Origin of the sequence: Streptomyces sp. H27-H1, assembly GCF_026627445.1 — a bacterium.
Taxonomy (GTDB): domain Bacteria; phylum Actinomycetota; class Actinomycetes; order Streptomycetales; family Streptomycetaceae; genus Streptomyces.
This window is the reverse complement of sequence record NZ_JAPNLJ010000024.1, coordinates 77260-91333: the sequence shown is the minus strand read 5'-3', so window position 1 is coordinate 91333 and position 14074 is coordinate 77260. Positions and strand designations below refer to the sequence as shown.

The window sequence follows — 14074 nt, the reverse complement described above, 5'->3', positions numbered from 1 at the left end:
GAGATCAGCACATTCCTAATTCAGCGCAGCCCGGGGATGAGGGAGACGGCCATGTCGATGAGCTTGATGCCGATGAACGGGGCGATCAGGCCGCCGAGTCCGTAGAGGGTGAGGTTTCGCCTCAGCATCCTGTCGGCGCTGGTGGGCCGGTACTGGACGCCCTTCAGGGCGAGCGGGACCAGGGCGATGATGACCAGCGCGTTGAAGATGACGGCGGAGAGGATCGCGGAGTCGGGCGAGTGCAGGCCCATGACGTTGAGCTTGTCCAGGCCCGGGTAGACCGCGGCGAACATCGCCGGGATGATCGCGAAGTACTTCGCGACGTCGTTGGCGATGGAGAAGGTGGTCAGCGCTCCGCGGGTGATCAGCAACTGCTTGCCGATCTCCACGATCTCGATGAGCTTGGTGGGGTTGGAGTCCAGGTCCACCATGTTCCCGGCCTCCTTGGCGGCCGAGGTGCCGGTGTTCATCGCCACGCCCACGTCGGCCTGCGCGAGCGCCGGCGCGTCGTTGGTGCCGTCGCCGGTCATCGCGACGAGCTTTCCGCCGGCCTGTTCCCGCTTGATGAGGGCCATCTTGTCCTCGGGGGTGGCCTCGGCGAGGAAGTCGTCGACTCCCGCCTCTTCGGCGATGGCCTTGGCGGTCAGCGGGTTGTCGCCGGTGATCATGATGGTCTTGATGCCCATGCGCCGCAGCTCGTCGAAGCGTTCGCGCATGCCCTCCTTGACCACGTCCTTGAGGTGGATGACGCCCAGGACCCGGGCGCCCTTCTCGTCCTGGACCGCGACGAGCAGCGGAGTGCCGCCGGCGCCGGAGATCTTCTCCACCTCGGTGTTCGCGTCCGGGGCGACCGTACCTCCCTGTTCGCGGACCCAGGCGGTGATGGAGCCCGCGGCGCCCTTGCGGACCTTGCGGCCGTCCGCGTCCACGCCCGACATACGGGTCTGCGCGGTGAAGGGGATCCAGTCCGCGCCCGCCAGCTCACCCTGGTGGCGTTCGCGCAGACCGTACTTCTCCTTCGCGAGGACCACGATCGAGCGGCCCTCGGGGGTCTCGTCGGCCAGCGAGGAGAGCTGGGCGGCATCGGCCAGCTCGGCGGCGATCGCGCCGGTCACGGGGACGAACTCGGAGGCCTGGCGGTTGCCGAGGGTGATGGTGCCGGTCTTGTCCAGCAGCAGGGTCGATACGTCGCCCGCGGCTTCGACGGCCCTGCCGGACATGGCCAGGACGTTGCGCTGGACCAGGCGGTCCATGCCCGCGATGCCGATGGCGGAGAGCAGGGCCCCGATGGTGGTGGGGATGAGGCAGACGAGCAGTGCGGTGAGCACGATCATCGACTGCTTGGCGTGCGCGTACATCGCGAACGGCTGGAGGGTGACGACGGCGAGCAGGAAGACGATCGTCAGCGAGGCCAGCAGGATGTTGAGCGCGATCTCGTTGGGCGTCTTCTGCCGGGCCGCGCCTTCGACGAGGCTGATCATGCGGTCGATGAAGGTTTCGCCGGGCTTCGTCGTGATCTTGATGACGATCCGGTCGGAGAGCACCTTGGTGCCGCCGGTGACGGCGGAGCGGTCGCCGCCCGACTCGCGGATGACCGGGGCCGATTCACCTGTGATCGCCGACTCGTCGACCGAGGCGACGCCTTCGACCACGTCTCCGTCGCCGGGGATGATGTCGCCGGCCTCGCAGACCACGAGGTCGCCGATCCGCAGCTCCGTGCCCGGCACCTGCTCCTGGGCGGAGCCGTTCATGCGTCGGGCGACGGTGTCGGTCTTGGCCTTGCGCAGGGTTTCGGCCTGGGCCTTGCCGCGGCCCTCGGCGACCGCCTCCGCGAGGTTGGCGAAGATGGTGGTCAGCCACAGCCAGGCGGTGATCGCCCAGCCGAAGAGGCTGCCGGGGTCGGAGATCGCCAGTGCGGTGGTCAGTACGGAACCGATCAGCACCACGAACATGACCGGGGACTTGACCATCACCCGGGGGTCGAGCTTGCACACCGCGTCGGGGAAGGACTTCAGCAGCTGCTTCGGGTCGAAGACGCCGCCGCCGATCTTGGCCTTCTCGGGCTTGTGACCGCTGGGCAGGTCCCCGTGCGGGGCTCGGGTGGGGGTGACGGTGCTCATGAGGCGAGCCCTTCAGCGAGCGGGCCCAGCGCCAGGGCCGGGAAGTAGGTGAGGCCCGTGACGATGACGATCGTGCCGACGAGCAGGAAGGTGAAGAGCGGCTTCTCGGTGCGCAGGGTGCCCGCGGTGGCCGGGACCGGCTGCTGTTCGGCGAGTGAGCCGGCCAGGGCCAGGACGAAGACCATCGGCAGGAAGCGGCCGAGCAGCATGGCGAGCCCGGTGGTCGTGTTGAACCACTGGGTGTTGGCGTTCAGGCCCGCGAAGGCCGAGCCGTTGTTGTTGCCGGCCGAGGTGTAGGCGTAGAGGACCTCGGAGAAGCCGTGCGCGCCGCCGTTGGACATGGAGTGCGCGGGGGTGGGCAGGGCCATCGCCAGCGCGGTGAAGCCGAGCACCAGGGCCGGGGTGATCAGGATGTAGCAGGCCGCGAACTTGATCTGGCGGGTGCCGATCTTCTTGCCCAGGTACTCGGGGGTGCGGCCGACCATCAGGCCGGCGAGGAACACCGCGATGATCGCCATGATCAGCATGCCGTAGAGGCCGGAGCCCACGCCGCCGGGCGCGATCTCGCCGAGCTGCATGCCCAGCAGCTGGATGCCGCCGCCGAGTCCGGTGTAGGAGGAGTGGAAGGAGTTGACGGCGCCGGTCGAGGTCAGCGTCGTGGCGACCGAGAAGATCGCGGAGGCGCCGATCCCGAAGCGGGTCTCCTTGCCCTCCATCGCTCCGCCCGCGGCCTGCAGCGCCGGTCCGTGGTGGGCGAACTCGGTCCACATCATCAGGGCGGTGAAACCGATCCAGATGGTGACCATCGTGGCGAGGATCGCGTAGCCCTGGCGGACCGAGCCGACCATCCGGCCGAAGGTGCGGGTCAGGGCGAAGGGGACGAGCAGGATCAGAAAGATTTCGAAGAGGTTCGAGAAGGGGGTCGGGTTCTCGAAGGGGTGGGCGGAGTTGGCGTTGAAGTAGCCGCCTCCGTTGGTGCCCAGCACCTTGATGGCCTCCTGCGAGGCGACCGCCCCGCCGTTCCACTGCTGCGCCGTCCCCGGACCGTGCCCGTTTACGAACTGCCCGACCTCGTGGATGCCGGAGAAGTTCTGGATGACCCCGCAGGCCACCAGCACCACCGCGGCGATCACCGACAGCGGCAGCAGGATGCGGAGGGTGCCGCGCACCAGGTCCGACCAGAAGTTGCCGAGCTCGCCGGTGCGGGAGCGCGCGAAGCCCCGTACGAGGGCCACCGCGACGGCCATGCCCACGGCGGCGGAGAGGAAGTTCTGCACCGCCAGGCCGCCGGTCTGCACGAGCGGGCCCATGGCCTGCTCACCGGAGTACGACTGCCAGTTCGTGTTCGACACGAAGGAGGCGGCCGTGTTGAAGGCCTGGTCCGGCTTGATGGAGACGAAGCCGAGCGAGCCGGGCAGGTGGCCCTGCAGGCGCTGGAGTGCGTAGAGGAAGAGGACGCTCACCGCGGAGAAGGCGAGGACCGAGCGCAGGTACGCGGGCCAGCGCATCTCGGCGTTCGGATTGGCGCCGACCGCCTTGTAGATCCACTTCTCGGGGGCGTAGTGCTTCTTGGAGGAGTAGACGCGGGCCATGTAATCGCCCAGGGGGTGATAGGCGAGGGCCAGGGCCAGGGCGAGCGCGAGGAGCTGGAGCACTCCGGACAGGACGGGACTCATCGGCGCTAGAACCTCTCCGGGAAGACGAGGGCGACGACGAGGTAACCCAGTAGGGCGAGGGCGACCAGCAGGCCGACGACGTTTTCGGCGTTCACAGCTTGGCCACCCCCTTGGCGACGAGGACCACCAGCGTGAAGACCGCGATCGTGGCGACGACGAAGGCCAGATCGGCCATCGTGAGCTCCCGGAGGGTTCGAGTGCGTTTTTCGGACACCTCTGAGTGGAACGCCTTTTCGGCTGGTCACAGGCTTCCTTGACGGGCCCCATACGCCAGGTGTGTCGGGTTTTACGGGTCCCTGACGCGGTGGGGTCTTTCCGTGATCACCGGTTCCTCCTCCGGCATCGGCGCCGGCATCGCCCGCCGGCTGGCCGCGGCCGGCATCCGCGTGGTCCTGCACTCGGCGCGCAGCGAGAGCGCGGGCAAGGCGCTGGCCGCCGAACTGCCCGACGCGGTCTACGTACGGGGCGACGTCGCGGACGCCGACGACGCGCGGCGGATCGTCGCGGCGGCGATCGACACGTACGGACGGCTCGACATCCTGGTAAACAACGCGGGCGTCACCCGCTTCATCCCGCTGGGCGACCTGGACGCCGCCGACGCCGACGCCTGGCGCGAGATCTTCGAGGTCAACGTCGTCGGCACCTGGCAGATGATCACCGCCGCCGTCCCCCACCTGCGGGAATCCGGGGCAGGCTCGATCATCAACATCTCCTCGGTCTCCGCGACCCGCGCACTGGGCAGCTCCATCCCCTACGCCGTCAGCAAGGCCGCGGTCAACCACATGACCCGGCTGCCGGCCTCCCAGCTCGGACCCGGCGTCCGGGTGAACGCGATCGCACCCGGCCTGATCGACACCCCCCCTGGTACGAGGGCGAGGACCAGGTCTGGGAGAGCTCGCGGGAGTGGATCACGGAGAACACCCCGCTGCGCCGCGTGGGCACCCCGGACGACGTGGCCGAGGCCGCGCTCTACCTGCTCGACGCCGCCTACACGACCGGAGACGTGCTCACCGTCGACGGCGGCCGGCACGTGGTGTGACGCGGGCCCGGACCGGCTCCGTCCCCATCCCCAACGGATTCCACATCGTGGACAACTACCCTCGGAATATGAACGCAGAAGCCGACGCACGCGCAGCCGCAAAAGCCACCGTGAAGGACGACGACCGGGGGCACGTCTTCCACTCCTGGTCGGCCCAGGAGCTCATCGACCCGCTCGCCGTCGCCGGCGCCGAAGGCTCCTACTTCTGGGACTACGACGGCAACCGCTTCCTCGACTTCTCCAGCGCCCTCGTCTACACGAACATCGGCTACCAGCACCCGAAGGTGGCCGCGGCCATCGCCGAGCAGGCCACCAAGCTCTGCACCGTCGCGCCCGGCTTCGCCGTCGACGTGCGCTCCGAGGCCGCGCGGCTGATCGCCGAGCGCACCCCGGGCGACCTCGACAAGATCTTCTTCACCAACGCGGGCGCCGAGGCCGTGGAGAACGCCGTCCGCATGGCCCGGGTGCACACCGGCCGCCCCAAGGTGCTCTCCGCGTACCGCTCGTACCACGGCGCCACCTCCACCGCGATCAACCTCACCGGGGACGCGCGCCGCTTCGGCAACGACTCCGCGACCGCCGGCGTCGTGCACTTCTGGGGCCCCTTCACCTACCGCTCGCCCTTCTACGCGGCCAACCCCGCCGAGGAGTGCGAGCGTGCGCTGCGGCACCTGGAGGACACCATCGTCTTCGAGGGGCCGCAGTCCATCGCCGCGATCATCCTGGAGACCGTCGGCGGCGCCCCGGGCGTGTTCGTGCACCCCGACGGCTACCTGGCCGGAGTCCGCGCGCTCTGCGACCGCTACGGCATCGTCTTCATCCTCGACGAGATCATGGTCGGCTTCGGCCGGACCGGTAAGTGGTTCGCCTCCGAGCACTGGGACGTAACCCCCGACCTCATCTGCTTCGCCAAGGGCGTGACCAGCGGATACGTCCCCCTCGGCGGGGTCGCCATCTCGGCCGCCATCGCCGACACCTTCGCCCGCCGGCCCTACCCGGGCGGACTGACGTACTCCGGGCACGTGCTGGCATGCGCCGCCGCCGTCGCGACGATCAACGTCATGGAGGAGGAGGGCACCGTCGAGCAGTCCGCCCGTACCGGCGCGGAGCTGCTCGGGCCGGGCCTCGCCGCCATCGCCGAACGCCACCCGTCCGTCGGGGAGGTCCGGGGGCTCGGCACCTTCTGGGCACTGGAGCTCGTACGGGACAAGGCCACGCGCGAGCCCCTGGTGCCGTACAACGCCGCCGGGGCCGACAACGCGCCGATGGCCGAGTTCGGGGCGGCCCTGAAGAAGGCCGGCCTGTGGCCGCTGCTCGCCGGGAACCGCATCCACGTCGCGCCGCCCTGCAACGTATCGGCCGAGGACGTGGCGAAGGGGCTGAGGATCATCGACGAAGCCCTGACAGTCGCCGATGCGCACACGGTCTGACCTGCCCGGATCGTATGGTCGCCCAATCCGTGGGTGCCTGTTCTCGGAGGATTCGCGTCATTCCTAACAGCATGTGAACGTGCTGGAATCAACGAGCACCTACGGACCGGGATGCACGTCAGTCCCGGGGCGGTCCACGTGACGATCCGGCTACGTGACCGAACGGCGGGGGGCGGGCTGCGCGTCCGCCGGACGCCGGGCGTACGGGATCCGGACAACCGGACTCCGTGTTCCCGAGTACCCGAAGGAATACAGCGCATGAGCAAGCACATCCTCGGCCAGAACCAGTACGGCAAGGCCGAGAACCGCATCGTCAAGGTCACTCGCAAGGGCAGCGAGGGTTCCTGGCGCGAGATCCGCGACCTCAATGTCTCCGTCGCGCTGCGCGGCGAGTTCCGCGACGTCCACCTCACCGGCGACAACGCCAACTGCCTGCCCACCGACACCACCAAGAACACGGTGTACGCCTTCGGCAAGGAGCACGGCATCACCTCGCCGGAGGCCTTCGGCATCCTCCTCGCCAAGCACTTCGTCTCCTCCCAGGAGCCGATCCGCGAGGCACAGATCCGCATCGAGGAGTACGTCTGGGAGCGGATCCCCGTCCCGACGCGCAAGGAGCAGCACTCCTTCGCCCTCAAGGGCACCGAGATCCGCACCGCGCAGATCACGTACAGCGAGTCCACCGGTCTCCAGGTGATCTCGGGTCTGAAGGACCTGACCGTGATGAACTCGACCAACTCCGAGTTCCACGGCTTCATCAAGGACAAGTACACGACGCTGCAGGAGGCGTACGACCGCATCCTGGCGACCAAGGTCACCGCGCGCTGGGCGCACTCGGCGCTCGCCGGCGACGACGCCGAGTACGACTGGGACCAGTCGTACAAGAAGGTCCGCAAGAACATGCTGGAAGCCTTCGCGGAGACCTACTCGTACTCGCTGCAGCAGACCCTGAACCAGATGGCCGAGCGCGTGCTCGACAACTGCCCCAAGGTCAACGAGGTGCGCCTGAACCTCCCCAACAAGCACCACTTCCTCGTCGACCTGGAGCCCTTCGGCCTCAAGAACGACAACGAGGTCTACTTCGCGGCGGACCGCCCGTACGGCCTCATCGAGGGCACCGTGCACCGCGACGGCGTGCAGCCGGTGATCGCGACGAGCGACTGGATCGTGGCGTAACGCCTGTAACACCCGTAACGCCCGCTCCGATTCGACGGTAGTGCGGCCCGGACCGCTTCGCGGGGTCCGGGCCGCTGCGCGTTCTCACTCGGGAAGCCGGTCGGGGTTCTCCGCCTGCCCCACGAGCAGGTTCCAGCGCCCGGAGCGCCCCGTCAGCATCGTCACCGACCCCGGCCGTACGTCGAGCCGCCAGAAGGCCGCCGCGGGCAGCTCCAGCGCCCACACCACGGCCGCCCGTACGACGCCCTGCCCTGCCACCGCCCGGTGCGTCCCCGGCGCCAGTGCGCCCAGGTGTACGCCGACCCGCGCGATCAGGGCCTCCACCGACTCCCCGCCGCCCGGGGGCGCGTAGGCGGTGTCGGCCATCCACTGCCGCAGCCCGGCGGGATCCTCACCGGCCACTTCGTCCATGGGCCGCCCGGCCCAGGCGCCGAACTCCTGCTCCCGCAGGCCCTCGTGCACAGCATCCGGATCCCCCCTGGGGAACCGCGGCAGCCGGTCCTCGGCGCTCGAGAAAGGTCTCACCAGCCGGACTCGTACGAGTGGGGGGTTCATAAGGGCAGCGTAAGCGCGGTACGGTCACGGACGACAAGACGACGGTATGACGGAAGAACCGGTGAGAATCCGGCACGGTCGCGCCACTGTGAATCCTCCCGCAAGGGGAGGAAAGTCAGACCCGCCACCGTCGTCGCATGCACCACTGACCGGGACGCGTGTTCCCTCTGGAGGTTCCTGCCATGGCCGACTCCGCCGTGCCCACGACTGCCGCCCCCCTGGCCGTCACACCCATCTCCCTCTCCGCTCTGGCCCCTTGGGCGCTGTTCGTCGGCGTCCTCATGCTGGTCCTGCTCTACCTCGTCGGCGCCGAGCAGGGCGCCACCGCGATCTTCGAAGGCGACACCGTGCACGAGTGGATGCACGACGGCCGCCACCTCCTCGGCTTCCCCTGCCACTGATCCGCCGATCCGCAAGGGGACCGAGCAACCCATGAATCCCATTTCCCCCCGCGTGCTCCTCGTCCGGGGCATGCTCGCCGGCCTGCTGGCCGGAGCCGCGGCCTTCCTCGTCGCGTACTGCCTCGGTGAGTCCCAGGTGGACGCGGCGATCGCCATCGAGGAAGCCGGCGCCCACGACCACGGCGGCGAGGCCGCCCCGGTCAGCCGGGCCCTGCAGGCCACGGCCGGCCTGGGCACCGGAACCCTGCTCTACGGGGTCGCGCTCGGCGGCATCGCCGCGCTCGTCTTCTGCTACGCCCTGGGCCGGATCGGCCGCTTCGGCCCCCGGGCCACGGCGCTGCTGGTCGCCGGCGGTCTGTTCGTCACCGTCACCCTGGTGCCGTTCTTCAAGTACCCCGCCAATCCGCCGGCCGTCGGAGATCCCGGGACCACGGTCCAGCGGACCACCCTCTACGTCCTGATGCTCGCGCTCGGCCTGCTGCTCGCCGCGGCCGCCCTGATCCTGGGCCGGCGCCTCGCGCCGCGCCTGGGCAACTGGAACGCCTCGGTCGCCGCCTCGCTCGCGTTCGTGGCGGCCGTCGCCATCGCCTACGCGCTCCTGCCCGGCGTCAACGAGGTGCCGGCGGACTTCCCGGCGGCGCTCGTCTGGCAGTTCCGGCTCGCCTCGCTCGCCATCCAGGCCGCGATGTGGACCACTTTCGGCCTTGCTTTCGGATTTCTTGCCGAACGGGCTCTTGTCCCCGCTGTCACACCCAAGGAGGCTGTACAGCCTGCGAGTTGACGTCTTACGTGCGAGTGACTGAAAGGCTGGGTGACGGCGCGGTGGCGACGGCGATCCGAGGGCTTGGCGACCACCGAAGACTCAAGGAACGCCGGGAGCTGCCGTCCCGGCAGCAGTGGCGGGAGGTGCGGGAGTGGCGGGGCTGGACGGGCGCGGCCCCGTTCTGGCTCAACTCGGTACTCCTGTTCCTGACCCCGTTCACCGCCGTCACCCTGCTCGCACAGATCGGCATCATCGCGGGCCTGGCCGCCATCGGCGGCCTGGCCCGACACCTCTGGTCGGGCGACTACGGTCATGCGGCCATCCACACCGCCGCCGTGCTGATGGGCGCGGCGGCGGTGGTGTTCGTGGTGGTCTGACAGGGGCGCAGGGGCGCAGGGATGTAGAGGCGCAGGGCGTTGGGGACCGGGGTCCAGGGGGGATACCCCCCGGACGACTGTCCCGGCTACCGGATGTAGCGGCGGCGGATGCTCAACCATCCTCGTTTCATGACCACTTACCGCCGCAAGGCCGCACTCGCCGCCCTCTGCGCCACCGCCGTCGCGACCACGCTGGCGGGCACCGCCACGGCCGCTGCCACTGCCGGTGCCACGGCCGCTGCCACCGCGAGGGCCGCCGCTTCCCCGCCAGCTCTGGCCTGGGCGCCGTGCACCCATACGGGCCACCTCGACGGTCAGCAGTGCGCGAAGCTGTCCGTCCCCCTCGACTACGCCGCCCCGGCCGGGCCGCGCGTAGACCTCGCCGTGTCCCGGCTGCCCAGCGCCCGTCCCGCCGCCCGGCGAGGGACGCTGATCGTGGTCCCCGGCGGGCCGGGCGGCTCGGGCGTGCAGCGGCTCTCGCAGAAGGGGGCGGCGCTGACCGGGCAGTTGGCGGGGGCCTACGACCTCGTCGCGCTCGACCCCCGCGGGGTGGGCGGCAGCGTGAGGGCCGCGTGCGGCCTGGACGAAGCGGACCGGCGCCTGACGACCCTGCGCTCCTGGCCCGGCCCCGACGGGGGGATCGCGCAGAACGCCGACCGTTCGCGTCGGGTGGCCGAGGCCTGCGCCGCGAACGGCGGTGCGGAGCTGCGCAGTTTCACCACCGCCAACCAGGTACGCGACATGGACCGCTTCCGGGAGGCCCTCGGGGAGCGGAAACTGTCGGCCTGGGCCGTCTCGTACGGGACCTACGTGACGGCGGTGTACGCGCAGAAGTTCCCGGCGCGGACCGACCGCGTGGTGCTGGACAGCAGCGGGGACCCCGACCCCACGCGGGTCGCGCGCGGCTGGCTCGCGAACATGGCGCAGGGAGCCGACGACCGCTTCCCCGACTTCGCGGCCTGGGCGGCGGACCCGGCGAGGGCGCCGGAGGGCCTGCGGCTGGCCGAACACGCGGAGGACGTACTCCCGTTGTTCCTCGCCCTGGCGGCGGAACTGGACCGGGCCCCCAAGCCCTCCGACGTACCCGGCCTGCCGCTGACCGGCACCATGCTGCGCCAGGCCCTGCAGACCTCCCTCTACGGCGACGCCCTCTTCCCGGCGCTCGCCCGTCTGATCCGCGCCGCCCAGGACCCGGCCGCGATCCCGGCGCTGCCGGGGGACCTCGCCGCGGTACTGCCCGACTCGGACGCGGCGCTGATGGTGGGGGTCATCTGCAACGACGTGGCCTGGCCGAAGGAAGTCTCCGGGTACGAGCGGGCGGTGGCCGCGGACCGCGCCGCGCACCCCCTGACGGCCGGGATGCCGGCGAACATCACCCCGTGCGCCTTCTGGAAGGACGCCCCCGCCGAACGCCCCACCCGCATCACCGGCCAGGGCCCGTCGAACATCCTGATGGTGCAGAACCTCCGCGACCCGGCGACCCCGTACGCCGGCTCCCTGAAGATGCGTGCGGCCCTCGGCGCGCGGGCCCGGCTGCTCACCGTCGACCACGGCGGCCACGGGGTCTACCTCGGCAACGGCAACGCCTGCGCCGACCGCACGGTCACCGAGTACCTCAGGACGGGGCGCCGTCCCCTTCGGGACTCCTCGTGCGCGTCGTGAAGATCCGGTCCAGGTGGTGACGGAGCACCTCGACGGCCGACTCGGGGCCTCGCTGGCCCACGAGGATGCTGGTGCCCATGGTCGCCGCCATGGCGAGCAGGCTGATCGCCTCCTTGCGCGCGTCGGCCTCGGGGTCGGCCAGGCCGGATTCCTGTGCCCGGCCGATCAGCCCGGTCAGCGCGTTCTCCGCGGCGTCGGGGTTGTCGATGAAGGGCTGGGCGGCGAGCGCCTCGTCGGTCACGGACAGGATCGAGTAGGAGCTGTAGAGGAGGTGGAAGGTGCGGCTCTCCTCGTCGGTCGGCAGGGAGGCCAGCAGTAGCGCCTCGATCGTCGCGCGCGGGCCGGGATCCGGGCCGGCGGCGGCGAGCCGGGCGCCCACCCGCGCGGTGAAGCGGTCGGTCAGGTGCTGGAGTCCGTAGAAGAGCAGCTTCTCCTTGGTCTGGAAGTAGTACTGGACGAGGCGCAGGGAGACCCCGGCCTCGGCCGCCACGTCGCGCATGCCGACCGCGTGCAGCCCGCGCCGTCCGGCGACACGGATGAGCGCCTCGGCGATCTGGGTGCGCCGTTCCTCGTGGTCCACGCGTTTCGGCATCTTCTGGTGTCTCCGCCCGTCGGTGATGAGCCCGCCGCTCTTTTACATGGTACCGCCGTACCAACATCATGGTACGGTCGTATCACGAAGAACGGATCCTCCAGGAGGTGCCCCCGTGCCCGAGAACAAGCCCCGTGTACGCCGCGACATCGGCCGCTACGTGAGCGACGAACTGCGCGACCGCTACTTCGCCGCCTGTGACGCGCTCTACGCGATGGGCGCGCCCGCCCGCTCCGAGACCGACGTGGAAACGAGCTTCGGGACCACGCACGTCTACCGGTACGGCCCCACGGACCCGGCCGCGGAGTCCCGTACGCCCATCGTCCTGATCCACGGTTCGGGCGGCTGCTCCGCGCAGTGGTACCCCAACACCCGGGCCCTCGGCGCCGAACGGCCCGTCTACGCGCTCGACACCCCCGGCGACCCGGGCCGCAGCGTCCAGCGCGAGCCGATGTGGCAGCCCGAGCGCGCGGCCCAGTGGATGGACGAGGCCCTCGACGCGCTCGGCCTGGACCGGGTCCACCTGGTCGGCTCCTCCTACGGCGGCTGGCTGGTCATCAATCAGGCGCACCTGCGACCCGGCCGGCTCGCCTCGGTCACCGCCCTGGACCCGGGCGGCCTGGAGAAGGTGGGCCTGCGCTTCTTCGTCTGGATCTTCGCCAGCCTCTTCGCGACCTACGCCCCCAAGGCGCTGCGCCCGCGCCTCGCCGCCTGGCTGGAACAACCGGTGCTCGTGGTCCCCGAACTGCGCGCGATGATCCAGAGGAGCGTCCGCGCCTTCCGGATCCGCCGCCCCGCCCCGCTGCCGCTCTCGGACGCGGAACTCGGCTCGATCCGGACGCCGTTCTACTTGATCATGGGCAAGCGCAGCCTGCTCGTGCATCCCGCGCGCCAGCTGGAGCGGGTACCGCGGGTGATCCCCGGCGCCCGCGCCGAGATCGTCGCCGCGACCGGGCACGGCCCGCAGATCGACCACCCCGACCTGGTCAACACCCGGATGCTGAGCTTCATGGAGGACGTCGACTCCCTCGACCCGGCCGCGCGCGGGGCCGCGTAGCCGAGCGGGGGAATCAGCCGGAGCCGGAGCCGGAGCCGGATCCGGCCCGGAAGCGGAACCGGTACTCCGTCGGCGTGGTGTCGAGCCGGCGGCGGAACGCCCGGACGAGGGTGTCGACCGTGCCGAACCCGCAGGCGGACGCGATGCGTTCGAGCGTGGCATCGGTGGCCTCGAGCTGGTTGCGCGCCACCTCCACCCGGGCCGACTCGATGTAGGCGGCCGGGGTCGTGCCGAGCTCGGACTTGAAGATCCGGGCCAACTGCCGCTCGCTGACGTGCGCGTACGCGGCGACATCGGCCAGGCTGAGCCGGTCGCCGAGGTGCTGCCCGATGTAGAGCCGCAGGTCCTCGCCGCGCCGTGTCCCCGAGACGGGCTCCAGGAGCACGCTGAGCTGACTCTGGCCGCTCGGCCGCTTCAGGTACATCACGAGCTGCCGGGCCACGCGCAGCGCGGTCCTCTCGCCGAAATCCTCGGCCACCAGGGCGAGCGAGAGGTCCAGGCAGGCGCTGATCCCGGCGCCGGTCCACACGGCGCCCTCCCGGATGAAGATCGGGTCGGCGTCCACCTCGACCAGCGGGTGGTCGGCGGCGAGCTGCGCCGCGGTGGACCAGTGGGTGGTGGCCCGCTTGCCGTCGAGCAGCCCGGCCGCGGCCAGGATGTGCGCCCCTACGCAGACGGACGCGACCCGGCGTGCGCCCGCGGCGAGCGTGCGCACCCAGTCGACGACCACCGGGTCGGTGAGGGCGTGCACGCGGCGCTCGGCGTCGAGTTCGACCGCGCCGGGCACCAGGAGCGTGTCGATGCTCCGCGTGGCGGCCTCGGAGAAGGTCAGGTCCGGAAGGATGCGCACCCCGGCCGAGGTGGTGACGGGCTCCGCCGTCCGCGCGGCCAGTACGACGCGGTAGCCGGTCGCGTCGTCCGTCTCCCGCGGCACCAGGGAGAACACCTCCGGCGGCCCGGTGACGTCCAGGAGGTCGACGCCCTCGAAGAGCACGATCACGATCAGCCGGGCCGTCTCGCGGGTGAATGAGGTCGCGCTGCTCGACCAGCCGGTGTCCCCGCCGCCGCGGGCGGTGAGGAGCGACGAGGAACGGCTCATGGGAGGTCCAGCTCTCTGGCAGCGATCACGGGCAGATGTATGCAACGCTAACATGTATCGTAATCACTGATATCAAAGCTCGGTGTTCCCTTGCCTGTGCCCGTCGCCCACCCGGGCCGGACCTGTT

Annotated in this window: 15 protein-coding genes and 1 pseudogene; 9 read left to right on the top strand and 7 right to left on the bottom strand. The window is 70.5% G+C overall.

The features are described from left to right. Window positions 1-20: 20 nt before the first annotated feature. From kdpB to OTB20_RS24840, 4 genes are read right to left on the bottom strand one after another with little or no spacing between them, the layout of a single operon-like run. The gene (gene kdpB, locus OTB20_RS24855; RefSeq protein ID WP_267820766.1) at window positions 21-2120 is read right to left on the bottom strand and encodes a potassium-transporting ATPase subunit KdpB; all 2100 of its coding nucleotides are present in this window, start codon (window positions 2118-2120) and stop codon (window positions 21-23) included. Then, window positions 2117-3796, bottom strand: a complete 1680-nt coding sequence (gene kdpA / locus OTB20_RS24850) for a potassium-transporting ATPase subunit KdpA (protein WP_267820764.1) — start codon at window positions 3794-3796, stop codon at window positions 2117-2119. Before kdpA ends, kdpB begins: the two co-directional genes overlap by 4 nt. 5 nt (window positions 3797-3801) lie before the next feature. After that, a complete protein-coding gene (gene kdpF / locus OTB20_RS24845; protein ID WP_267753022.1) occupies window positions 3802-3891 on the bottom strand; it encodes a K(+)-transporting ATPase subunit F in 90 nt (29 codons plus the stop codon). Further along, window positions 3888-4010 carry a hypothetical protein gene (locus tag OTB20_RS24840; protein WP_267820762.1) on the bottom strand — a complete coding sequence of 41 codons (123 nt, stop codon included), beginning with the start codon at window positions 4008-4010 and terminating at the stop codon, window positions 3888-3890. The genes kdpF and OTB20_RS24840 overlap by 4 nt, the downstream gene beginning before the upstream one ends. Before the next feature lie 103 nt (window positions 4011-4113). Between OTB20_RS24840 and OTB20_RS24835 the strand changes: the two are divergent. The 4 genes and pseudogenes from OTB20_RS24835 to pucL all read left to right on the top strand — a co-directional run. Continuing rightward, window positions 4114-4614, top strand: a pseudogene (locus tag OTB20_RS24835) (SDR family NAD(P)-dependent oxidoreductase); the annotation flags it as partial. A gap of 116 nt (window positions 4615-4730) precedes the next feature. Beyond that, the gene (locus tag OTB20_RS42510; RefSeq protein WP_324290415.1) at window positions 4731-4835 is read left to right on the top strand and encodes a hypothetical protein; all 105 of its coding nucleotides are present in this window, start codon (window positions 4731-4733) and stop codon (window positions 4833-4835) included. Window positions 4836-4903: 68 nt separating this feature from the next. Beyond that, window positions 4904-6265: an aspartate aminotransferase family protein gene (locus tag OTB20_RS24830; protein WP_267820760.1), complete on the top strand. Its 1362-nt coding sequence runs from the start codon at window positions 4904-4906 to the stop codon at window positions 6263-6265. 258 nt (window positions 6266-6523) lie between these two features. Then, a complete protein-coding gene (pucL, locus tag OTB20_RS24825) occupies window positions 6524-7441 on the top strand; it encodes a factor-independent urate hydroxylase (RefSeq protein ID WP_267820758.1) in 918 nt (305 codons plus the stop codon). Window positions 7442-7525: 84 nt separating this feature from the next. Here pucL and OTB20_RS24820 read toward each other — a convergent pair whose 3' ends face one another. Beyond that, complete coding sequence (locus OTB20_RS24820; protein WP_267820756.1) at window positions 7526-7903, bottom strand: histidine phosphatase family protein; 378 nt, start codon at window positions 7901-7903, stop codon at window positions 7526-7528. 275 nt (window positions 7904-8178) lie between these two features. On the opposite strand from OTB20_RS24820, the gene OTB20_RS24815 reads away from it, so the two are divergent. From OTB20_RS24815 to OTB20_RS24800, 4 genes are all read left to right on the top strand, one after another. Continuing rightward, window positions 8179-8397: a CbtB domain-containing protein gene (locus OTB20_RS24815; RefSeq protein WP_267820754.1), complete on the top strand. Its 219-nt coding sequence runs from the start codon at window positions 8179-8181 to the stop codon at window positions 8395-8397. A gap of 31 nt (window positions 8398-8428) precedes the next feature. After that, complete coding sequence (locus OTB20_RS24810) at window positions 8429-9178, top strand: CbtA family protein (RefSeq protein ID WP_267820752.1); 750 nt, start codon at window positions 8429-8431, stop codon at window positions 9176-9178. Window positions 9179-9192: 14 nt separating this feature from the next. Then, window positions 9193-9537: a hypothetical protein gene (locus OTB20_RS24805; protein ID WP_267820751.1), complete on the top strand. Its 345-nt coding sequence runs from the start codon at window positions 9193-9195 to the stop codon at window positions 9535-9537. 129 nt (window positions 9538-9666) lie between these two features. Then, complete coding sequence (locus OTB20_RS24800; protein WP_267820750.1) at window positions 9667-11199, top strand: alpha/beta hydrolase; 1533 nt, start codon at window positions 9667-9669, stop codon at window positions 11197-11199. Here OTB20_RS24800 and OTB20_RS24795 read toward each other — a convergent pair. Further along, entirely contained in the window at window positions 11153-11791 is a 639-nt protein-coding gene (locus OTB20_RS24795) for a TetR/AcrR family transcriptional regulator (protein WP_267820748.1), read from the bottom strand. The genes OTB20_RS24800 and OTB20_RS24795 overlap by 47 nt on opposite strands. 115 nt (window positions 11792-11906) lie before the next feature. On the opposite strand from OTB20_RS24795, the gene OTB20_RS24790 reads away from it, so the two are divergent. After that, a complete protein-coding gene (locus tag OTB20_RS24790) occupies window positions 11907-12848 on the top strand; it encodes an alpha/beta fold hydrolase (RefSeq protein WP_267820746.1) in 942 nt (313 codons plus the stop codon). A gap of 13 nt (window positions 12849-12861) precedes the next feature. Here OTB20_RS24790 and OTB20_RS24785 read toward each other — a convergent pair whose 3' ends face one another. Beyond that, complete coding sequence (locus tag OTB20_RS24785) at window positions 12862-13947, bottom strand: GlxA family transcriptional regulator (protein WP_267820744.1); 1086 nt, start codon at window positions 13945-13947, stop codon at window positions 12862-12864. Window positions 13948-14074 lie beyond the last annotated feature (127 nt).

Coding starts and splice junctions, on each gene's coding strand:
- kdpB (WP_267820766.1), bottom strand. CDS start 2,120: ATGAGCACCGTCACCCCCACCCGAGCCCCGCACGGGGACCTGCCCAGC.
- kdpA (WP_267820764.1), bottom strand. CDS start 3,796: ATGAGTCCCGTCCTGTCCGGAGTGCTCCAGCTCCTCGCGCTCGCCCTG.
- OTB20_RS24830 (WP_267820760.1), top strand. CDS start 4,904: ATGAACGCAGAAGCCGACGCACGCGCAGCCGCAAAAGCCACCGTGAAG.
- pucL (WP_267820758.1), top strand. CDS start 6,524: ATGAGCAAGCACATCCTCGGCCAGAACCAGTACGGCAAGGCCGAGAAC.
- OTB20_RS24815 (WP_267820754.1), top strand. CDS start 8,179: ATGGCCGACTCCGCCGTGCCCACGACTGCCGCCCCCCTGGCCGTCACA.
- OTB20_RS24810 (WP_267820752.1), top strand. CDS start 8,429: ATGAATCCCATTTCCCCCCGCGTGCTCCTCGTCCGGGGCATGCTCGCC.
- OTB20_RS24800 (WP_267820750.1), top strand. CDS start 9,667: ATGACCACTTACCGCCGCAAGGCCGCACTCGCCGCCCTCTGCGCCACC.
- OTB20_RS24795 (WP_267820748.1), bottom strand. CDS start 11,791: ATGCCGAAACGCGTGGACCACGAGGAACGGCGCACCCAGATCGCCGAG.
- OTB20_RS24785 (WP_267820744.1), bottom strand. CDS start 13,947: ATGAGCCGTTCCTCGTCGCTCCTCACCGCCCGCGGCGGCGGGGACACC.